Source organism: Clostridium aminobutyricum (genome assembly GCF_017255415.1).
In the GTDB taxonomy this organism is placed as follows: Bacteria; Bacillota; Clostridia; order Peptostreptococcales; family Anaerovoracaceae; genus Aminipila; species Aminipila aminobutyrica.
The window spans coordinates 613,218-632,356 of the sequence record NZ_JAFJZZ010000001.1 but is presented as its reverse complement, the minus strand read 5'-3'; the positions used below and the strand labels follow the sequence as shown (position 1 = coordinate 632,356).

Sequence of the window (19,139 nt, the reverse complement as noted above, 5' to 3'; positions counted from 1 at the left end):
ATATCATAAAACAGCTGTTCTATAATAAACCCTTATTTTTATCCGTCAATCTATTCACCGTCATCATTGTCCCAGCATAAAATAAGTCAATAGTAGTACTATTGTTGATATAGAATTTTCTAAACACCATTAAAAAGGTGAGACTATGTATGAATTACGCAATCAGAATAGATGTTGGAATGACCAAGATCATTTTGATCATAATGTAAATATTCCAGTAGAGCTATATGAATCGATGAAAGGAGAATACTTCATTGGGTGTGCATCGGATACCGATCTGCATGTCAACGAATGGACGATAACAAATTATCGTCAACTCCCTTTCTCGGTCAATTTTGGTTTAACTCGACCCCTCCTGCATGTATCGGTAGTGAATTCACTTCGGTGACACCCTCCAATACTGCGATACAGCCGCCCCCAATCCCTGACAGTTGCATCAAGCATCCAATGTGGATGGGGAGCCGACCGGAGGAGTAAAGCATTTATTCGCAGAGGTGAATCAAGAAGAATTGCTTTTGGATGGTGGGAAAAAAATTATAAATTGCGATTGTATTCCCCGAGGCTATCCGATCAGGTAATTTAATAAATCCTTGCAACATTCAAATAGCCGAGTTTCGCGGAGAAGCCCGGCTATTTTTTAAGCTGTCATAAAATTCGGATTGAGTGGAGACAACTTCAACCGCTGCCCTTCATCTCGCATAATATTGATTTCCTCCCAACGCCCTTTATTCCATATATTTTCATGAAGCAAAATATCATACCCATTTGTAAGCCGTACGAAATCAAACTTATATCGTCTACTCTTATCTTCGTTAGAAGCATATACACTCACTAGATTTCCGTTTTGAACCATATTATCGATTTGATCAATCAACTGATACCATTCTTCATAGACAATTGGGACAAGATATTCCGCTGCATAAGACCAGCCGTGATCCGGTGCACACAGAAAATCTTCCGGTAAATAATAAATGGAGCGAATCTTCCAGCCCTCATTTTGATCGTATTCCACCGCGATCAATCCATAATAGTAAACAAAATAACTTCCACCGCGATCATAAGCCATTTGGTCTTTTTCAGTAGGCCCGGTGATAATCTCGATTTCAAACATATAATATCGAATGTTTTCAGGGGTTCCGGGCGGTATATAGACGGGATATAACTTCAATAAATTGATATGCCCGATTCCTTGAAAAGAATCCTTAAAGCTTTCTAAAGACATTTCCTGCCGTGCATCTTGCGTATAAAGCTCGTAAGCATATGCATATGGATTCATGGTATCACCGATGGATCCGCACCCTCCTAAATAATCCTCCATGTTGGATGCATTTTTCAAGATACCGAAGAATGCCTTGATTACGTCTTCCGAATCATTGAACACATCGGTAATCAAAGACGGTTCTGTATCGTCGATTGCAAAATTTTGAAATGTAAACTCATTGGGAAGTGGAAGCTGTTTAGAAGGCCTGCGGTACCGCTCGTTATCATCCTGCAGGCTTAGTTGTTTTAAACGAATCTTCATATATATTCACCCCTATCTCGTTTCATATATATGCCGAATTTCGTTTTGTTATTTCCGTTTCATCATCAGATGCCTGTCATATTTTACAATTTCTTTTGAAGCTTATGGTCAACGTTCTTCCAATCTTGATTTCATTGACGCAAGGATACGCTGAAATCTTGGCTGATCTGCAAAAGTCGTAAAAAACGGATTTTCAATAAGCCCTTGAAGCATGCTTTCTTTGATGACTTTGTCGCTGCGCGGTGCCTGATTTCCTAAATCAAAATCAGCAAACCATGGATCAATGCTGTCAAAGAAATTATCTCCATGCAAGGTAAACGGAAATGCTTCTGAGGTGCATACAGCTGCATATTTTTCGATCAAATCCAATGCCCGTTCTGGATTGCTTTGCATTGCATAGCCCTGAGCAGCGGCTAAATAGATTTGCAGCATCACCCCTGCATGAAGCCTGTCTAAGTCAAAAATTCCGGCCATCGAGACAGCACGGTTTAACGTACTTTCAAATCGCTGCGAGTCTCCCTGACACAGCAAAAGATAGCTCGGCAGCATGCCCATCAACTCAACTAATCGCAGATAGATTCCAGCCTGCAATACTTCTTTCGCCTTCTCCATATTCCCTGTCATCTGATAGGCACTTGCCAATAAAGTCTCATTGGAAGAGGACGGTTTCATGATTCCATCCAGCAACTCCATTACTTTATCAGCGTTTCCCAGTATCAACCAGCAAATGGCTTCAATCGAATTGGCTTGATTAATTAGCTGCATTTCCTCTGCCTCCGCTTTGATCCGTTCGCATAGATGAATGACTTCTTGAAGAGTCGCCTCTTGCTCTTCCTTCTCCTTAGCCAGCATGTAATGATTGGTCAGAAGTCCTGCCATTTGAAGCAAAAGCGGAAAGCAGGAGTAATATTTTTTGATGATTTCATGGCATTCATCCATCACCTCACCGAAAGGTTTTGTGCTGAACTCAGCAGTCAGCTTATAGTACAGATTTTTGATATCCTCTTTTTCCATCTGCGGCAAATAGCCGATCAGTTCATCTATACTGATATTAAAATAGGCGGCAAGCTGCGGAAGGAAAGTAATATCCGGATAGCTGTGTCCTGTTTCCCACTTGGAAACCGATGCCTTCGATACGCCGATATAGGAGGCCAGCTCATCCTGAGTAATCCCTTTTTCTTTACGTTTTTCAATTAATTTTTTTGCAATATTGATTTCTTTCATTATCATCACCTCTAGTTTTATTATACGATTATTATGTCCGATCACAATGGATTTAAAGTTGATTTTAGTTGACAAAATTAACTGTTGGTTGACCGTTTCCTATTGCACAAAGGGAAACTCTTGACAAAAACAGAAATTCGCCCGATAATATACGAATACCCCTAACGGTATACGGAGGTATTAAAATGAGACAATGCATGGACGCTGAAAATCTGCATCGCCGCTTGAAAAAAATCATCGGACAGGTGCAGGCAATTGACCGAATGGTAGATGAAGAGGTTCCCTGTGAAGATGTACTGGCGCAAATCAATGCCGCAAAGTCTGCACTGCATAAGGTAGGACAAGTCGTTTTAGAGGGACATATTAACCATTGTGTCAGGGATGGGATCGAGCATGGAGACGCCGATAAAACAATAGAAAATTTTACAAAAGCAGTCGAGCGCTTTGCCAATATGACTTGATCTTCTGCTGTAAGCCAGCTGTAATATTTACGGCTGGCTTTCTTTTACTCTCTTGACAGCCTATACCCGTATAGGTATAATGTACGCATACCCCCATAGGTATATAAAAGGAGGACAATATGCAGAAGTTAGAAGAATTTTTGGAATGGGGAGGTACCAAAAAGGACATTACCTGTTTGGCTATTTCAGGGTTCGCCATACTGATAAGTATTTTCGATTTTATACCGCTCCCTTTCAATGCAGCGTGGGTCGCCATTGTTTTGTGCGGGCTGCCGATTATTTTGGAAGCCATTATTGGTTTGGTGACGGCCTTTGACATTAAAGCGGATGTGCTGGTTTCCATTGCGTTGATTGCGTCTGTCATCATTGGAGAAGTTTTTGCCGCCGCAGAAATAGCTTTCATTATGCAGCTTGGTGCTTTATTGGAAGATCTGACGGTTGCAAAAGCGAGAGCCGGAATTGAAAAACTGGTTCATCTCACACCGCGTACTGCTCGAAAAATCATCGAAACGACTGAACAGATCATTTCCGCGGAACAAGTAAAGGTTGGTGATTTGCTCCGCGTACTCCCGGGTGAAACCATTCCGGTGGACGGCATTATCAAATCAGGTCAGACATCCATCAATCAGGCTGTTATGACGGGAGAATCGCTGCCGGTGGACAAAAGCGTTGGGGATGAAGTATCCAGCGGAACGTTCAATCAATTTGGTTCTTTCGACATGGAAGCCACAAAGGTTGGAGAAGACAGTTCCATCCAGCGCATGATCCGGCTGGTTCAATCTGCCGATGCAGGGAAAGCAAAAATTGTCGGCATTGCAGATCGGTGGGCTACCTGGATTGTCGTAATCGCACTGAGCTCGGCAGCACTCACTTGGCTGATGACAGGACAGATCATACGGTCCGTTACCATTCTGGTTGTATTTTGCCCCTGCGCCCTTGTATTGGCAACCCCGACTGCCATTATGGCCGCTATCGGAAATGCGACGAAGCACGGTTTCCTTGTTCGTGAAGGAGACGCGTTGGAACGCTTAGCCGCTGTGTCGAAAATCACATTTGATAAGACCGGTACCTTGACTTATGGAACCCCTCAGGTAGTTGCAGTCCACAGCTTCCTTCCTGATCTTTCGGAGGCGGAAATCTATACATATGCCGCTTGTGCCGAGGAACGTTCTGAGCATCCTCTTGGCAAAGCGGTCATCCGCAGCTATCGATCTGCTAATCCGAATAGGCTTCCGCAGGCAGAACAATTTCAAATGCTGCCGGGAAGAGGCGTGCGGGTCACGGTAAATGAGCAAGAAATTATTGCCGGAAATCGGGAACTACTTGCGGAACAGCATATCGTTATTTCCAAACAAGCCACAGAAAAAACGGAAAAATATCTGAATGATGGCTGTACAGTGATTTATCTGTCTGTCGGAAATACATTGGCTGGTTTTCTAGCACTGGCAGACACCTTGCGTGAGGAAGCCGGCACAACAATTACAGAAGTGAAAAGGACGGGTGTCATCCCTATTCTCCTGACAGGTGACCATGAAAATGCGGCAAAGCATATCGCTGAGCAGCTTCACATCGACGAAGTACTCGCCAACTGTTTACCCGAAGATAAGCTGAAATGGATCGACTCTTATCAGCGGGAGCACCAGCAAGTCTGCATGATCGGCGATGGCATCAATGATGCGCCTGCCTTGAAAAAATCCTACGTTGGGATTGCGATGGGAGGAATCGGAAGTGATATTGCGGTAGATGCTGCGGATATTGTGCTCGTGAACGATGAAATTAAAGAGATTCCTCATCTGCTGTCCCTTTCAAAGAGAATGATGATAACCATCAAATACAATCTCGCCTTTTCCCTGGTTCTAAATTTTGTTGCAATCGTTCTGGCAATCACCGGCATCCTCAACCCCGTAGCGGGTGCTTTGGTACATAATGCCGGTTCAATTCTCGTTATTATTAACTCAGCCTTTTTACTGAAATGGAGGAATAAAAAATGATTATTACAATAATTACATTGCTTGTTGGTCTGATGATCTTAGGAGGCGGCATCTATTATCTGTTGAAAGAAAAAGAGGATAAAGAGGCCCGAAAAATTTACTCGATTACAACCGCAGTCGGCGTTATAATCACAGCCGGCGTAATCGTGAAAGTCTTAGTTAGCGGATTCTAATTACTTTTTCTGATTGCGTAAATGAATAAAGGCCTAAGCACTTTAACCCTATGGTTTCCAGTTCTTTGGCCTTTTCTTTGTATCAATTTCTATAGATTATCTGACAGTTGGCAGATCGCTTAAATTATTGTCGTCACTTCCATCCGGAATAGATTTCAAATATTCATTTCCGTTTCTTGAAGCAATACCGACTCCCTGAATGCCTCCCTGTCTGGCAAGCTGAATACTTTCATCTTTATTTAAAACTTGACCATTCGCCAGTTGGTAGCCTGTAACACGTCCGCTCTTCTTTACCAGTCCAACTATTCTCTGAGCATCTGCACTCGCCTGCGGAATTTCCTTCAGTGACATCATCGCCAATTTTGACATATCGTTATTATTCTTAGCCATAATCTATTCCTCCAATTCATTTAAAAGTTTTAAAATATAAGAAATAGTGTGCTAATAAAGAAAAAAAATATTCTATTTTTCTTCTCAATAAAACGATAACTTATTTTAGCAATTTCACAAAATAAAGAAATTATATTTTTTGCTTCAATTCCACGGACACGCCATCTGGATCATATACAAAAAAATATCGGTTTTGCGGATCCGGGAAGTGGATATCGGAAGGGTTTAAGCCCTTGCTTTGTGCAAATTCATGCATTTCGTCGAGCTTGTCCGTTTCAAAAATAAGAGTAAATCCTTTCCCTTCAAACTTTTGTCCTCCGGGCATGTAAACCAATTCAATCTGGGTCGCTCCTTCTCCGTTGGTCAGAAAAGCTAATTCTCCCGGTCCTGCCGTAAAACGACGGCTAATCTTCAATTCTGTCATCGTTTCATAAAATTCAATGGACTTTTCCAAATCTCTTACCATAAAGGTTACATTTTTAAGATGCATAGTTGTTCTCCTTTTTCATTATTTAAATTTTAATTCAATTTTCCCTTGCTTTTTTTCGCAGTCTTCCATGCAATCCCTGATAAAAATAGGGTAAAATCTTAGATTTTACCCTATTACTTGTAGGGTTTTTTATTGTCGGTTCTACCGACAAGATAATCAATGCTTGTCTCATATAGGTCTGCCAGTTTCACAATGATTTCTAACGGAACGGGTCGTTCGCCCCGCTCGTACTTAGAGTATAAGGACTGGTCACACATAAGCATTTCTGCAACCCTTTGCTGCGTAAGATCGGAGTCTTCGCGCAAATCTCTAATTCTTAATTTCATCTTAACCATCCAACAAATTATAAATTGGCACTATATGTCCTATTGTATTATTGGACTATTTGTCCTAAAATATAATCGTGAGGTGAAAAATATGACAGATTATAAAACAATGTATACTACACTTTTTAATAAAATTAGTGATATAGTAAACGAACTCCAACAAATTCAAAAAGAGACAGAGGAAATGTTTATATCCTCAGAAGAAGAAGGTGGTGTCATCTCTATTTTGCCAAAAGAATGCAAATCAAAGTAAACACCAGACGCAAAAAACCTCCACTGATGGCAGTGGAGGTTGCGGTTTCTTCATTTAAGAGATCGGCGTAAAATAATAGCTGTTGCAGAAAATGCTAAAGATATTACTGCTATTATGATAGAGGCAGCTAAAAAGCTTCCGGCAAAGAAGTTAATCCCATACCATTGACCTAAAAGTAAAATTGCAAAAGGCAGTGCCCAGTCAGCAGAAGCTCCCGTAACATTAACATAAATCGTTACTACAGCAAGAAATAATGTTATAACCCAAAATATAGAACCATATGTTAAAACCCTTCGGCTCTTCATTCTTGTACCAATTACAAGAACAAGTACCCAACTGGCAATATATAAAAAAGTAACAATTAAATTCTTAGCATTTGCAGGACTTCCCATTAAGAATTCTTGAAAATTAAAAATCATGCCGCCAATGACAGCTCCAATAGATAAAAGAATTATGGATAATGCCTTTCTCTTCATTTATATTCTCCCTATTTTATATAAATAAATTTTAAATAATTTCCTGTACTCTGCCCACTTGTCCATCCGTTAACATAACTTTGATACCGTGAGGGTGAAAGCTGCTTTTGGTCAGCAGTTTTGCAACCGTTCCCTCTGTCAGCTTTCCAGTTCTTTGGTCCGCTTTCAACACAATTTTTACTTTTGCACCGATCTTAACGTCAGATCTATTTTGTCCATTCATATCCTCTCCTCATCTTCTTTTGCTTGTTGATTTATGTAGTTTCATTCAATCTGTCCTTTTTATTTGAAAATGCAACCTAGTAATATCATAACACAAACAACTATATTTTCCTAAACTTATGAAAATTAATTACGCATGCCCTGCTTACATCGAAGAATGTTGTTAACGTTATTCCCTTATGACGTTTCCTCTATCAACTGTTTACCCTCCTTTAAAAAAAGCGTCGGCAAAATAATAATTGCTGAAATAATCGAGATCACCAGCATGGTATCGTTCAAGGCATAAAGCTGCGCCTGTCTTGCAATCATTCCGAACATCTGCGTTAGCGCCCCGCTCTGTGCATTGGACTGAGACATGCCAGACTGAATAAATACTCCCTGCAATAAATGAAATAAGCCCATACTGTTGGGATTAAAATAATTCACTTGTTGAGCCAAGCTGGAATAATTGATGGTATTTTGATGCTGCATGATGCCTGTAATAATGGTGATACCGACAGAAGCTCCTACCTGTTTTACCGTGTTGATCAATGCCGATGCATTGGACATGGCCTCCTTGGATATTCCACTTAATCCTATGGTCTGAACCGGGGCGATCAGAAAACCTACACCAAAACCTCTGACCATTAACAGCAGCGTAATCACTGTGTTGGAAGTCTCCAAGGTGATATGCGACATACTATAGCTGTTCAATGCAATCAAGACTAAAGCAGATATCGCAAATATTCTTGTATCCAGCTTATTCCCTAATTTCCCGAAAAGCATCATAGCTGCTGCGGTTGCTATGGCTTCGGGAAAGAGAATCAACCCCGTCTGCATGGCACTTAATCCTTTAATCTGTTGGAGGAAAACTGGCATTAGAAACACTCCGCCGAAGAGGACCAGCTGGGCAACATTGATAATAATATTACTCATGCAAAAAGTGTAATCCTTTAAAAGTCTCAGATTGAGCATCGGCTCTGAAATCATGAGTTCATTCACAATAAACATAATCAGGCTGTAACACCCAACAATCATGATTACTACATTCTTCATATCATGCCAATCCACGTTGCCTTTACCAAGCACATAAAGAATACATATCATTCCGGTGGCCGATGTCAGGAACCCGATTATATCAAATTTCTTTGCTGATTTATGCCCCGATTCCTTCAGTATGATGATTGCCATGATGGTACTCACTATGCCAATGGGGATATTTATGAAAAAAACAAACCGCCAATTCAGATTTTCGATAAGATATCCTCCCAGAGTGGGCCCCAATGCTGGAGCAGCCATGGCACAAACCCCTATGATACCGACAACCATCCCAATTTCACTTTTTTCAAAAGTAGTCATGAGTATGGTCATTCCCAGCGATATAATAAAGGCTCCGCCCAGTCCCTGGACTACCCTTGATACGATAACCGCCATCAGATTCCATGAGATTCCAGCCATAAATGAACCGGAGGTAAATAAGATTACCGCAATGATGAACACCTTTTTCATGCCAAAGCGTTCACTTAAATATCCTGTTGATGGAATGGTGACCCCTAGCGTTAAGGTAAAGGCACTGATCACCCATTGGATTTGGCTGAGAGACGCACCGAAGGTTTTCATCATTTCCGAAGTGGCAAGATTGACGACACTTGTATTCAGATTGGCCATAAAAATAACGAGTGTGACGACACCCATGGTGAGCCACTTTTGTGTGTTTTCTTTATTGTTATCCATTATAGCCACCTATTTCAAATGAATTTTTACAATAGCATTCGTACCCGGCAAAACCTTCACGTCTATTTTCTCCAAGGCAATTTTTACCGGCACATTTTGGACAACCTTTGTAAACGTTCCGCTGGAGGAAGACGGAAGAAGCGAAAAAGCTGAGCCTGCTGCTTCACCGATGGATTCTACCTTCCCTTGAAAGGTTCTCCCACCAAATTGATCTATTTTTATATCTACTTTCTGTCCAACCTTTATTTTGTTTAGTTCGGTTTCTTTGATGTTTGCACTTATGTACAGCTGATTTGGATCGACCATCACGGCGAGGGCGGTTCCGGCTGAAATAAATTCACCAACTCCTGCCTGTTTTTTAATCAATATGCCATTGATCGGTGAACGAAGCAAAGCTTTATCAATACTCGAATCCGCTAAACCATCTGCACTCATTCGTCCCACAATTTGATTCTTTGCCAAGGATTCCCCTTCGACCGCATCGAATTCCTTCAATTTTCCCGATATTTCAGAAGTTATCTTAATGAAGTCTCCCGCCACCCTTGCATCCTCCGTTGATACAAAATGGGAGGTGTTATACCAGTAATACAACCCTACTCCTCCAAGAGTTATGACCATTGCCGCAGCTATACATAAAAGAATTAATTTACGCTTACCATTCATTTTCTCCACTCCTAATTTCTTATGCCAACTTCGGCAAACATTCCTGGTTTTAATTGTGTATCCTGTGAATTAAAACTGACTTTGACAAGGACCGTTTTACTAGCCGGATCAACAACCGAATCCATGACCGAAATTTCTCCGTCAAAAACCTTTTTGGATGCCTCTGGAACTTTAATAACAACCTTCTCTCCTATTTTTATCTGGCTAACAATATCCTCCGGTACATACACGGTGACCAATAAATTTTCCGGATTCACTACAGTCAATAGTGGAGCTCCCGCAGCAACGACTTCACCAACGTTTGCATTTTTCGCAGTAACAGTGCCAGATATAGGTGAAATTATCGTCCCATTGTCAAGCTGTATATCAGCCTCGGTTATTTCATTCTGAGCCTGTGTCAATTTCGATTGGCAAACATCTTTCGTTGTCTTTGCCGCATTTAATTTGCTTTGGGATTGCTCGAATTCCAATTGCGAGATTGCCCCTGCTTGGAAAAGTTGGTTATTCCGTTCATAATTATTCTTGGCCGTTTCATAATCCGCATTTGCTCCTGCTAATGAAGCCTGAGCTTGAGTCAAGGCTGCTCTGGCATCCGTAACCTGTGCTTGACGATCTTTCATATCAAGTTGAAGAATCGGATCACCTTTTTTAACCGTCGAACCAATATCTACGTTCATTTCAACTACTTTGGCCATGATCGTTGACTTGATATCGACTTTTTCTCCAACTTCTACTTTACCTGCCATGAGGTACACTACATCTTGCTTACTATGAGAGTCTGTTTGAACACTGTTTCCGGACTTGCTTTTTTCAGAGTTGCAGCCGGTTAAAGCTGCCGTACCTAAAAACACAAGTAGCATCATCAGTGAAATATATTTCTTCACTTTCTATTACCCCTTTCATGTGTTGAGCTTCTTTCCGTGATTGTGGCGCCTTCCTATCAACGGATTAATCCTTTTTGCATTTGTGCAATTTTTTAAATAAGGAACTTTAAGTTCCTTATTTGTATGATATAATAGAACCATATAGAATGCAATAGAGAAAAAATAAAAAGTTTTTGGAATGAGGAATCAATATGGATAAAAAAAATAGAGGTCATCTTTCTCCTTCTGACCAATCTATTTGTGATGAGAATCATCCCACCAATACACGACGCCGAGGAAAAACTCTTGAGAATGCAATTCTTCAGGCAGCCTGGGATGAACTTAACGAAATGGGTTATGCACATATGACCATGGAAGGAGTCGCTGTTCGTGCAAAAACAAACAAAGCGACAGTCTATCGCCGTTGGCCTAGCAAGTCATTGCTTATTGTTGCAGCGTTGCACAAACATGTGCCTAGACCTACTGAAGATGTTCCGAATACCGGAGACCTTCGTGACGATATTTTAACGCTGATGCGTAGAATCACTACGCCCATGCAGATAGTGGGTGCCGAGACCATACATGGTCTCCTGCTAGAGCATTTGGGGAAGGATATCATTACCTCCTTTCCGCGGTTACGGAACTCCAACATCGATGAGAAATGGAACACAATCATTATGACTATTCTGAAAAATGCAGAGAAACGAGGAGAACTCAATGCCGATAAGATTAGTACTCGAATCGTTTCACTCCCTTTTGATTTAATTCGGTACGAATTTCTGGTTACCCAAGTGCCTATTTCGGATGAAACCCTTATGGAAATCATCGATACTATTTTTTTACCCCTTGTTCGTTCAAAAATTTAATAGAGAAGATAAAAATAGAGACTCCTGCCGGAGTCTCTATTTTTATTTAATTGGAATCGTCTATCCGTATCAATTAGCCTGCTCTTCATTAACGACGATCCATATCGTTGCCTGTCTTTCGGTGCCATTTTCATCTTTAAATGTTGGCTGAATTAAATTGACAGTAACTTCGCCGTCTTGCCATGCAAATGTAACCACGGCTTTTTTGTATACTGGTTGGTAAGTAACGTCGCTTACCTTGGCCCCGTCGAGATTTAATTGGTCAATGGCTGCGGTGGCAGGATTCTCTAGGATTTCTTTTCTGCCCTGATTATAATCTGCATTTTCATCTGCTTGGAACTGATAGGTTGCAGCAAATTCTGTAAAGTCAGGGAATCCGAGTTTGTACGCTTCATCAAATTCTGCCTTCGACTTGACCTTATCAAAATGTTTCCAGCTATCCCCTACCGCCTTATAGGCACCGTCTATCTTCTTAATAGTGACGGTTTCTTTTGCGGCATAAACCGTTGGACTTGATGTTCTGAAATAGTAATAAATATCAATTGTAGACGAATCGACTATTTCAATCTTGTAATCTTTATTCCACGGCCATGGGCTTGATATCCCCATCCATAAATCGCCACTTTCACCCACGCTGCCAATGGTCAAATACAACGTTTCATTTTCACATAAGTCATAAATGGTCTTTGCATCTCTTTGGGAAAATGCATCCGCCCATTTCGTGGCGAAAGCCGTAATCTCCGTTTGTTGATCAGGACTCGAATCCTTTTCATGCTTCGGTGCCGTCGTAAATGTACAGCCTACCGATAGTGACACAATCAGAAGTGCTGCAATCAAGGTAGTAACCTTCATTTTCTTATTCTTTGCTATCATAGTAACTCTTTCCTTTATTCCATTTGAACTGCCATACATCGTAGTAGCAATTTGTAAAACATTATTTTTCTTCTCTCGCTGGTTTATTAAATCCACCAATGTTTTCCCATAAGTCAGCCTGTCTTCTTTACTCATTTCCTTTATCACACCATAATCACAAGCCAGTTCACAGTCTCTTTTGGACATTATAGCAGCTACCCATACCAACGGATTAAACCAATAGAAAACCAACAGCAAACCTCGAAGGATAGACCACTCCAGATCGTGATGTTTGTAGTGGCACAATTCGTGTTCAATGGCATAGCGCAACTTTTCCTTATCAGCAGCCACTTTAGAAGTCACATAGATAGCGATTTCACCTCTATGTCCCATCAGACAAGGTGAATACAGACCGTCAGCCACGTACACAGGCAGACTTTTTCCCTGGTGGTCTGTTTCAACAGACAGTAGGAAGCTTCTCTTTTCAACAATCTTCTTGCTAAATTTAAGATTTACAATAAGAAGCCATAACCCTAAAGTAATCGTCCCGATTGCCCAAACAATCATAATCACAAGCTGCCAATCTATAGCTGCTGCTGCGGAAATTCCGTCTCCGCTGATCATGATGCCTGTCTTCACATTATTCATAATATCTATAGCAGTATTATGGGTTCCAACCTGTGCATTGCCTGCAATAACTTGTTCTGCCGTCGAAGTTCCCTGTATGGTTTTTGTCACATTGCCTGCTGCATTCATTACACTTAATGTGCTTTCTATCGGATGGATATTTAACAAATTAAAGATTGCCAGCCGCAGAACCACAAGGCCCCAGAGACCGTATTGCACCATCGGATTGATTTTCCCCTTAAACACAAACCGTATAGCAAGTATGATCAAAATCAGTACAGAGGAAGATAAGATTGTATTAATCATGTTACTTCCTCCTCTGCCTTTTTCAATATAGCGTACAGTTCGTCAATTTCTCCCTTTGATAAACTATTCTTCTCTACCATGGTGTTCACCATTAGTCCGATACTTCCCGAATAAACTCTCTCGAGAAAATTCTCCGTTTCACCCAATGCCGTTTCGGTTCGTTCAACTGCCGGATAATACTGCTTTGCTCTGATCCCTTCTTCATATCTTACTACTCCCTTTGCTTCCATTCGCCCAAGCATAGTGATAATGGTATGCTTGCTCCACCCCTTGGATTCTTTCAGTGCAGTTGTAAGCTGAGTAATGGTCCTGGGAGCGTCCTGCCATAGTACATTCATAATGCTCCACTCCCCATCAGATAAATTGATTTGCTTCATCTATGTAACCCCCTTTATAAAAGTAAACAACTGTATACCTGAACTATAGCATTCTGGTACACAGTTGTCAACCTGTTTTTGATGATATTTTACTGTAAAATATATATTCAAATTAAGTAATAACTATTTTCTCAAATTTATAGGTTCCTTGATCAATATACAGGCGGCACATGCTGATTTCCAAATCAAACCGGCGTTTTCCACAGCTGCCTGGATTCAGCCATAACACCCCATCTATTACTTTCGCATCATATTTATGAGAATGGCCATAAATCACCACATCAATATCCGTCAGATCCTTCGGAACGTCCTTCTTATTATGCACGATTAAGATTTGAATTCCTTCAATCGCTATTGTAAGGATTTTCGGTAAATTTTCAGCCCATTCCTTATCATTATTCCCCCGAACAACAAACAAATTTCCCTGCTCGTTTAGGGCTTGAAGAACGGATGGGGTATTCATGTCCCCCGCGTGAATGATACAATCTGAAGCAGATAATTCCGCTTTCACTTCATCCCGCAGCAGTCCATGTGTATCCGATATAATTAAAATTTTCTTCATAAATAATCCATTTCTACAATGTTATTTAAAATTGCCAACCAATCCGTTATGTTTATTATCTCATAAGTGAACATTCATCATTTAGAACATGTTCAAATAATTTTGCAAAGAATCCGCCAGCTTTCCAATATGTACTCCATCTACAAAAGAATGATGTACTTGAACAGAGAAAGGAAGTATCCATTTCTCCCCCCTCTCAAAATATTTCCCCCAATCGAATAAAGGGGTGGCATTATCTTTTTTGCCAGAATTGGTGTGGGAGATGTGTGTGTATGATACCCATGGCATAGGTGAAAATTGAAACACATCATTGCCTAGCGGTCCTGCAAAATATTCTTTTTGATTTGCGGATTTTTGAGCAGCGACAGCAATATAGCGTTCTAAAGAATCTTGTATTTCGACGTTGACAACCTTAAACAGTTCAGTGTCCTTGTCCAAATATGTAAAAGCTGTATGAATGATATCATAAAGTACAATCTGGCCATCTAAGAAGCGATATCGAAACTCTTCAATATCGTTTGCACATTTAGAAACTGTAAAGATAAGAGATAATGTAAAGGGATATTTCATTGCTCGAATTTTTGCTAAGAAATTCGTTATATCCAACTCAAAAGTAACGCAATAGGATGGTTCTATACTATTCCTGAATATTTGACAATGCAAAGCTCTTTTCCAATTGTGTTCATCAATTACTCTGTACTTACTATCCATGATATCCTCCCCTTTTCGTTTAGCCATTTGCTTAAAAATTAGTAGCATTCCCACATTTATGACACAAAGTTTTTTCCTCGGTGACAAGGTTCTTTATCACCGGACTTCTTCTTCCTCACGATTTTTCATATACAAAGCCTGCATCTCCAAGTTTTCATTTTTAAACCAAAAAATGTATGATAAAACAAACCGCTAAGATATACATCACAGGATGTACCTCTTTCCCTTTGCCTGTGATGAGCTTTATAACAGCGTAGCTTATAAACCCAAAGGCTATGCCTTGTGCGATACTGAAAGTCAATGGCATCAACAGGATCGTTAAAAAAGCAGGAAGCGCTTCTGTAAAATCGGTAAATTTAATCATTGTAACGTCGCTTAACATCAGGATACCAACGATAACCAAAACAGGTGCTGTCGCTTGAGTAGGTATCAATAAGAACAGCGGTGCAAAAAATAAAGTAATCAAATAAAGAACTCCCGTGGTTACGGCAGTAAGTCCTGTTCTTCCACCTTCCGACACGCCGGTTGCACTCTCAATATAGGTAGTTACGGTAGAAGTACCCAGCACAGCTCCCACCGTCGTGGCAACAGAATCACTGATTAAAGCCTTATCCAGATTTTTAATTTTCCCGTCTTTTCCTATCAGCTTCGCTTTTCTGGAAACTCCGATCAAAGTTCCGATGTTATCAAACATATCTACGATGGTAATGGTAAAAATCACTGCAAAAATACCATATTGAAAAGCTTCTTTAATATTGAGTTTTGCAAAAGTGTCTTCCGGAATGGGAGGAACGATAGAAAAAAGATCTCCAAATCCAGTGGGAAGTTTTGTAATGCCTATGAACATGCCGATAACGGTAGTCACTAATATGCCGATCAATAAGCCGCCTTTTATCTGTTTCGCAAAAAGCAGGCTTGACAGGATCAGACCAAAAAGAAACAACGCGACTCCCGGACTTTTTAAATCGCCTAATCCGACGAAGTTGGAAGGATCCGCTATAATAACTCCGGCATTCTTAAAGCCGATAAAGGCAATGAAAAGACCGATTCCCACGCCAATGGATATTTTCAGACATTCTGGTACACTGTCGATAATCAATTGTCTGACTTTCGTTACCGTTAAAATCATAAATACGATACCGGAAATGAATACCGCACCCAAAGCGGTCTGCCAATTTAAACCCATAGATCCGCAGATGGTGTATGCAAAAAAGGCACTTAAGCCTAAGCCCGGAGCCACAACAACGGGGAAGTTGGCATATAATCCCATCAATATGGTTGAAAAGGCAGTACTGATAATGACTGCGGCGAGTGCACTGCTTTGAGGCATTCCGGCATCACTGAGCATGCCCGGGACTACTGCCAGTATATATACAGAAGCGACAAAGGTAGTCATACCGGCTATTATTTCGGTTTTTACGGTAGTACCATATTCATCCAGTTTAAAAAACTTATTAAGACTGTTTTTTTGATTTAACTTATTCTCTTTAGGCATTTATTTTTTCCTCCGCTAATTTTATCTTCTTTCAATGTACTCCAAATCGTATTTATCATCCTGTTTTTACTTCGCATTGAACATACTAGTTGGAATAATTTTTTCATCTTTTAGAAGCTCCTTATCTATAATAAACAAAATTAACGTTTTATGCACTACTTTTTTTGTACAGGTTATTATAGGAGAGATATGACGCTTAATAAACAAAAAAGACAATGCTCTTTGAAAATACCATATGTGATATTTGTCAAAGGAATTGCCCTTATGATTAGGAATATTAGTTAAAATATTCGTTTTTAAGTGTATTAGCTGTGCATATCAAAAGAATGAAACTATTGCAGCACCAAAGCAAAGTATTGCAGCAATAAGAGTGATTATAGCAATAGCTTTATTATATTTCCAAAATTGTAATGTTTGAACCAACATCAGTAATCCTAATAATAACTCCACTACATTTATTGTGCCTTGCCAACCGTCTGTAAGACTTAAAGCTGCTAATATGATAACAGCAATTGAAAGTATTAGACCCAATACTGCCAATTGTTTTTCAACTATAGATTTCTCTTCCCATTTTGGTATTTTTTTGATTTCCATCTTTATCACTTTCCTATCATTTATTATTTTGTCAGCCATTCTTACCACTTACAAAATCCGAAATTTCTGATATAAATCGCTGTCCATAGCGTTTTAATTTTGCTTCTCCTACACCGGAAACCATTAGAAATTCGCTGTCATTCAAAGGTAACTTGTCACACATATCTATAAGAGCACTGTCGGTAAATATGACAAAGGCAGGTACTTTCTGCTGTGATGCAAACTGCAACCGGATCTTTTTCAATCGTTCCAAAAGTATTTGGTCAACTCCTAGCAATTCCGGTTTCACTTTTTTATTTGGTTTAAGCGCTTCTATATCTTTTGCCAGTTTCATTTGAATCTCTGCTTTGTCAATCAAAATCTCTCTTGAACGATTGCCCAACTTTAATACAGGATATTGATCGGTGGTCAGCGCTAAATAATCATTTAAAATCAGATAATTGATGATCTCTCTCACTTGTTTTTCACCATTTTTCATAATGCCATATGTAGGTAAGCTGTCTAATCGCAGATGCAAAATCTTTTCGTTTTTGCTTCCACGCAAGATATCAATGATTGTTTTAACGCCATAGCGCTCCTTCACACGGTAAACACAAGATAATATTTTTTGTGCCTCTACTGTGATATCTATCGTTTCAAAATTCGTTTTGCAATTGCTGCAATTACCGCAAAAGTTAGGAGCAGTATCGCCGAAATAGTTGAGAATATATTCCCTCAAGCAATTATTTGTGTGACAGTAAAAAGTCATCTTCTTCAATCGTTCTCGATCCTTGGATTTTATCAATTCTTCCAGTTCGGTTTCCGCATACTCGGCATCCTTGTTGTTGTCGATTAAAAATAGATTCATTCGTACATCTTGCCCGCTATATAACAAAACACACTCCGCAGGCCCTCCGTCACGCCCGGCTCGTCCGGCTTCTTGATAGTAGCTTTCCAGGTCCTTTGGCATATTATAATGGACGACGTAAGATACATTGGATTTATCGATTCCCATACCAAATGCATTGGTCGCAACAATTATTCTCATCCGGTCAAAAATAAAATCGTCTTGATTTTCTTTTCTCTCCTGATCTGTCAATCCAGCATGATAACGGGTTGCAAGATAGCCTTGTTTCGTTAACCGATCGCAAACTTCTTCAACTGTTTTTCTTGTCGTGCAATATATAATTCCCGTTTCTTCTTGCTTCTGTTTTAGAAAATCGCAAAGTGTCTGAAATTTATCAGCCGGTTTTATTACCTCAAAAGATAAGTTTTTTCGATCAAATCCCGTGACTAAAATCTCCGGATTGGTAAGCTTCAAGCTGGAAACAATATCTTCACGAACCTGAGCAGTAGCTGTGGCCGTAAAGGCTGATACCACCGGACGTTTTGGTAGTTGACTCAAAAAATCAATAATTTTTAAGTAACTTGGGCGAAAATCCTGCCCCCATTGAGAGATACAATGTGCCTCATCAATGGTAAACATAGCGATGTTACTATTCTGTGCAAAGTCTAAAAACTCTTCTGTAAGCAATCGTTCCGGTGCCACATAGAGAAGTTTATATTCCCCGTTTCTTGCATTCTGCAAGACTCTATGATACTGATTTAACGTAAGAGAACTGTTTAAGTATGCCGCTTTAATCCCCGCTTGGGTCAATGCGTTAACCTGGTCCTTCATCAGAGAAATCAGCGGAGAAATAACAAGGGTAATCCCTTCAAACATCATGGAGGGAACTTGAAAGCAGATGGATTTTCCCGCTCCTGTTGGCATGACCCCTACAACATCTTTACCGGCTAAAATAGAATCTACGAGAAAGGCTTGCCCTTCTCTAAAACTATCATATCCAAAATACTGTTTTAGAATCTCTTGTTTACTTTTATAGGTCACTTTTCTCTCCTCTTATTATATTTCACATATGTAAATCGGTCCTCTATCGTACCTATTTTAACATTAAATTGAATTTTTCGCAAAACTTCAATTTATGAATTCACATAGACAAATC

23 protein-coding genes are annotated in these 19,139 nt (G+C 40.0%); 6 read left to right on the top strand and 17 right to left on the bottom strand.

Annotated elements, in window-relative coordinates:
* The first annotated feature begins 145 nt into the window (after positions 1-145).
* Positions 146-388 carry a hypothetical protein gene (locus JYB65_RS03105; RefSeq protein WP_206581150.1) on the top strand — a complete coding sequence of 81 codons (243 nt, stop codon included), beginning with the start codon at positions 146-148 and terminating at the stop codon, positions 386-388.
* A 249-nt stretch (positions 389-637) separates the two neighbouring features.
* Here JYB65_RS03105 and JYB65_RS03100 read toward each other — a convergent pair whose 3' ends face one another.
* Both JYB65_RS03100 and JYB65_RS03095 read right to left on the bottom strand, forming a co-directional pair.
* Entirely contained in the window at positions 638-1,522 is an 885-nt protein-coding gene (locus JYB65_RS03100) for a hypothetical protein (protein ID WP_206581149.1), read from the bottom strand.
* A gap of 108 nt (positions 1,523-1,630) precedes the next feature.
* Positions 1,631-2,746, bottom strand: coding sequence for a helix-turn-helix domain-containing protein (locus tag JYB65_RS03095; protein ID WP_206581148.1), 1,116 nt, complete (start codon positions 2,744-2,746; stop codon positions 1,631-1,633).
* A 185-nt stretch (positions 2,747-2,931) separates the two neighbouring features.
* Between JYB65_RS03095 and JYB65_RS03090 the strand changes: the two genes are divergently transcribed.
* From JYB65_RS03090 to JYB65_RS03080, 3 genes are all read left to right on the top strand, one after another.
* Positions 2,932-3,207, top strand: coding sequence for a metal-sensing transcriptional repressor (locus tag JYB65_RS03090; protein WP_206581147.1), 276 nt, complete (start codon positions 2,932-2,934; stop codon positions 3,205-3,207).
* Positions 3,208-3,326: 119 nt separating this feature from the next.
* Positions 3,327-5,198 carry a heavy metal translocating P-type ATPase gene (locus JYB65_RS03085; RefSeq protein ID WP_206581146.1) on the top strand — a complete coding sequence of 624 codons (1,872 nt, stop codon included), beginning with the start codon at positions 3,327-3,329 and terminating at the stop codon, positions 5,196-5,198.
* Positions 5,195-5,371, top strand: a complete 177-nt coding sequence (locus JYB65_RS03080; protein WP_206581145.1) for a hypothetical protein — start codon at positions 5,195-5,197, stop codon at positions 5,369-5,371. The genes JYB65_RS03085 and JYB65_RS03080 overlap by 4 nt, the downstream gene beginning before the upstream one ends.
* Positions 5,372-5,467: 96 nt before the next feature.
* On the opposite strand, the gene JYB65_RS03075 is transcribed toward JYB65_RS03080, so the two are convergent.
* The 3 genes from JYB65_RS03075 to JYB65_RS03065 form a co-directional block, all read right to left on the bottom strand.
* A complete protein-coding gene (locus JYB65_RS03075) occupies positions 5,468-5,761 on the bottom strand; it encodes a DUF3892 domain-containing protein (RefSeq protein ID WP_206581144.1) in 294 nt (97 codons plus the stop codon).
* A gap of 130 nt (positions 5,762-5,891) precedes the next feature.
* The gene (locus JYB65_RS03070) at positions 5,892-6,251 is read right to left on the bottom strand and encodes a VOC family protein (protein WP_206581143.1); all 360 of its coding nucleotides are present in this window, start codon (positions 6,249-6,251) and stop codon (positions 5,892-5,894) included.
* A 113-nt stretch (positions 6,252-6,364) separates the two neighbouring features.
* Positions 6,365-6,577 (bottom strand): helix-turn-helix domain-containing protein, encoded by a 213-nt coding sequence (locus JYB65_RS03065; RefSeq protein ID WP_206581142.1) that lies wholly within the window; start codon positions 6,575-6,577, stop codon positions 6,365-6,367.
* A 91-nt stretch (positions 6,578-6,668) separates the two neighbouring features.
* Here JYB65_RS03065 and JYB65_RS03060 point away from each other — a divergent pair, with 91 nt between their 5' ends.
* A complete protein-coding gene (locus tag JYB65_RS03060) occupies positions 6,669-6,830 on the top strand; it encodes a hypothetical protein (RefSeq protein WP_206581141.1) in 162 nt (53 codons plus the stop codon).
* A 50-nt stretch (positions 6,831-6,880) separates the two neighbouring features.
* Here JYB65_RS03060 and JYB65_RS03055 read toward each other — a convergent pair whose 3' ends face one another.
* From JYB65_RS03055 to JYB65_RS03035, 5 genes are all read right to left on the bottom strand, one after another.
* The gene (locus JYB65_RS03055; RefSeq protein WP_206581140.1) at positions 6,881-7,306 is read right to left on the bottom strand and encodes a hypothetical protein; all 426 of its coding nucleotides are present in this window, start codon (positions 7,304-7,306) and stop codon (positions 6,881-6,883) included.
* Positions 7,307-7,337: 31 nt separating this feature from the next.
* Complete coding sequence (locus JYB65_RS03050; RefSeq protein ID WP_206581139.1) at positions 7,338-7,529, bottom strand: YwbE family protein; 192 nt, start codon at positions 7,527-7,529, stop codon at positions 7,338-7,340.
* 176 nt (positions 7,530-7,705) lie between these two features.
* The gene (locus JYB65_RS03045; RefSeq protein WP_206581138.1) at positions 7,706-9,241 is read right to left on the bottom strand and encodes a DHA2 family efflux MFS transporter permease subunit; all 1,536 of its coding nucleotides are present in this window, start codon (positions 9,239-9,241) and stop codon (positions 7,706-7,708) included.
* Positions 9,242-9,250: 9 nt separating this feature from the next.
* Positions 9,251-9,904 carry an HlyD family secretion protein gene (locus JYB65_RS03040; RefSeq protein WP_206581137.1) on the bottom strand — a complete coding sequence of 218 codons (654 nt, stop codon included), beginning with the start codon at positions 9,902-9,904 and terminating at the stop codon, positions 9,251-9,253.
* 11 nt (positions 9,905-9,915) lie between these two features.
* A complete protein-coding gene (locus tag JYB65_RS03035) occupies positions 9,916-10,788 on the bottom strand; it encodes an efflux RND transporter periplasmic adaptor subunit (RefSeq protein WP_206581136.1) in 873 nt (290 codons plus the stop codon).
* A gap of 191 nt (positions 10,789-10,979) precedes the next feature.
* Here JYB65_RS03035 and JYB65_RS03030 point away from each other — a divergent pair, with 191 nt between their 5' ends.
* Positions 10,980-11,633: a TetR/AcrR family transcriptional regulator gene (locus tag JYB65_RS03030; protein ID WP_280634476.1), complete on the top strand. Its 654-nt coding sequence runs from the start codon at positions 10,980-10,982 to the stop codon at positions 11,631-11,633.
* A 69-nt stretch (positions 11,634-11,702) separates the two neighbouring features.
* Here JYB65_RS03030 and JYB65_RS03025 read toward each other — a convergent pair whose 3' ends face one another.
* From JYB65_RS03025 to recQ, 7 genes are all read right to left on the bottom strand, one after another.
* The gene (locus JYB65_RS03025; protein ID WP_206581135.1) at positions 11,703-13,418 is read right to left on the bottom strand and encodes a M56 family metallopeptidase; all 1,716 of its coding nucleotides are present in this window, start codon (positions 13,416-13,418) and stop codon (positions 11,703-11,705) included.
* A complete protein-coding gene (locus JYB65_RS03020) occupies positions 13,415-13,795 on the bottom strand; it encodes a BlaI/MecI/CopY family transcriptional regulator (RefSeq protein ID WP_206581134.1) in 381 nt (126 codons plus the stop codon). The genes JYB65_RS03025 and JYB65_RS03020 overlap by 4 nt, the downstream gene beginning before the upstream one ends.
* A gap of 112 nt (positions 13,796-13,907) precedes the next feature.
* Entirely contained in the window at positions 13,908-14,357 is a 450-nt protein-coding gene (locus JYB65_RS03015; RefSeq protein ID WP_206581133.1) for a metallophosphoesterase family protein, read from the bottom strand.
* Positions 14,358-14,438: 81 nt separating this feature from the next.
* Entirely contained in the window at positions 14,439-15,068 is a 630-nt protein-coding gene (locus tag JYB65_RS03010) for a CatA-like O-acetyltransferase (RefSeq protein WP_206581132.1), read from the bottom strand.
* Positions 15,069-15,228: 160 nt separating this feature from the next.
* A complete protein-coding gene (locus tag JYB65_RS03005; RefSeq protein WP_206581131.1) occupies positions 15,229-16,563 on the bottom strand; it encodes an NCS2 family permease in 1,335 nt (444 codons plus the stop codon).
* A gap of 318 nt (positions 16,564-16,881) precedes the next feature.
* Positions 16,882-17,196 carry a hypothetical protein gene (locus JYB65_RS03000; RefSeq protein ID WP_206581130.1) on the bottom strand — a complete coding sequence of 105 codons (315 nt, stop codon included), beginning with the start codon at positions 17,194-17,196 and terminating at the stop codon, positions 16,882-16,884.
* Positions 17,189-19,024: a DNA helicase RecQ gene (gene recQ / locus JYB65_RS02995; RefSeq protein ID WP_206581129.1), complete on the bottom strand. Its 1,836-nt coding sequence runs from the start codon at positions 19,022-19,024 to the stop codon at positions 17,189-17,191. The genes JYB65_RS03000 and recQ overlap by 8 nt, the downstream gene beginning before the upstream one ends.
* Positions 19,025-19,139: the final 115 nt, after the last annotated feature.

Excerpts from the sequence above, each read along its gene's own strand:
- JYB65_RS03105 (WP_206581150.1), top strand. The coding sequence starts at position 146 with ATGTATGAATTACGCAATCAGAATAGATGTTGGAATGACCAAGATCAT.
- JYB65_RS03100 (WP_206581149.1), bottom strand. The coding sequence starts at position 1,522 with ATGAAGATTCGTTTAAAACAACTAAGCCTGCAGGATGATAACGAGCGG.
- JYB65_RS03095 (WP_206581148.1), bottom strand. The coding sequence starts at position 2,746 with ATGAAAGAAATCAATATTGCAAAAAAATTAATTGAAAAACGTAAAGAA.
- JYB65_RS03090 (WP_206581147.1), top strand. The coding sequence starts at position 2,932 with ATGAGACAATGCATGGACGCTGAAAATCTGCATCGCCGCTTGAAAAAA.
- JYB65_RS03085 (WP_206581146.1), top strand. The coding sequence starts at position 3,327 with ATGCAGAAGTTAGAAGAATTTTTGGAATGGGGAGGTACCAAAAAGGAC.
- JYB65_RS03080 (WP_206581145.1), top strand. The coding sequence starts at position 5,195 with ATGATTATTACAATAATTACATTGCTTGTTGGTCTGATGATCTTAGGA.
- JYB65_RS03075 (WP_206581144.1), bottom strand. The coding sequence starts at position 5,761 with ATGGCTAAGAATAATAACGATATGTCAAAATTGGCGATGATGTCACTG.
- JYB65_RS03070 (WP_206581143.1), bottom strand. The coding sequence starts at position 6,251 with ATGCATCTTAAAAATGTAACCTTTATGGTAAGAGATTTGGAAAAGTCC.
- JYB65_RS03065 (WP_206581142.1), bottom strand. The coding sequence starts at position 6,577 with ATGAAATTAAGAATTAGAGATTTGCGCGAAGACTCCGATCTTACGCAG.
- JYB65_RS03060 (WP_206581141.1), top strand. The coding sequence starts at position 6,669 with ATGACAGATTATAAAACAATGTATACTACACTTTTTAATAAAATTAGT.
- JYB65_RS03055 (WP_206581140.1), bottom strand. The coding sequence starts at position 7,306 with ATGAAGAGAAAGGCATTATCCATAATTCTTTTATCTATTGGAGCTGTC.
- JYB65_RS03050 (WP_206581139.1), bottom strand. The coding sequence starts at position 7,529 with ATGAATGGACAAAATAGATCTGACGTTAAGATCGGTGCAAAAGTAAAA.
- JYB65_RS03045 (WP_206581138.1), bottom strand. The coding sequence starts at position 9,241 with ATGGATAACAATAAAGAAAACACACAAAAGTGGCTCACCATGGGTGTC.
- JYB65_RS03040 (WP_206581137.1), bottom strand. The coding sequence starts at position 9,904 with ATGAATGGTAAGCGTAAATTAATTCTTTTATGTATAGCTGCGGCAATG.
- JYB65_RS03030 (WP_280634476.1), top strand. The coding sequence starts at position 10,980 with ATGGATAAAAAAAATAGAGGTCATCTTTCTCCTTCTGACCAATCTATT.
- JYB65_RS03025 (WP_206581135.1), bottom strand. The coding sequence starts at position 13,418 with ATGATTAATACAATCTTATCTTCCTCTGTACTGATTTTGATCATACTT.
- JYB65_RS03020 (WP_206581134.1), bottom strand. The coding sequence starts at position 13,795 with ATGAAGCAAATCAATTTATCTGATGGGGAGTGGAGCATTATGAATGTA.
- JYB65_RS03015 (WP_206581133.1), bottom strand. The coding sequence starts at position 14,357 with ATGAAGAAAATTTTAATTATATCGGATACACATGGACTGCTGCGGGAT.
- JYB65_RS03010 (WP_206581132.1), bottom strand. The coding sequence starts at position 15,068 with ATGGATAGTAAGTACAGAGTAATTGATGAACACAATTGGAAAAGAGCT.
- JYB65_RS03005 (WP_206581131.1), bottom strand. The coding sequence starts at position 16,563 with ATGCCTAAAGAGAATAAGTTAAATCAAAAAAACAGTCTTAATAAGTTT.
- JYB65_RS03000 (WP_206581130.1), bottom strand. The coding sequence starts at position 17,196 with ATGGCTGACAAAATAATAAATGATAGGAAAGTGATAAAGATGGAAATC.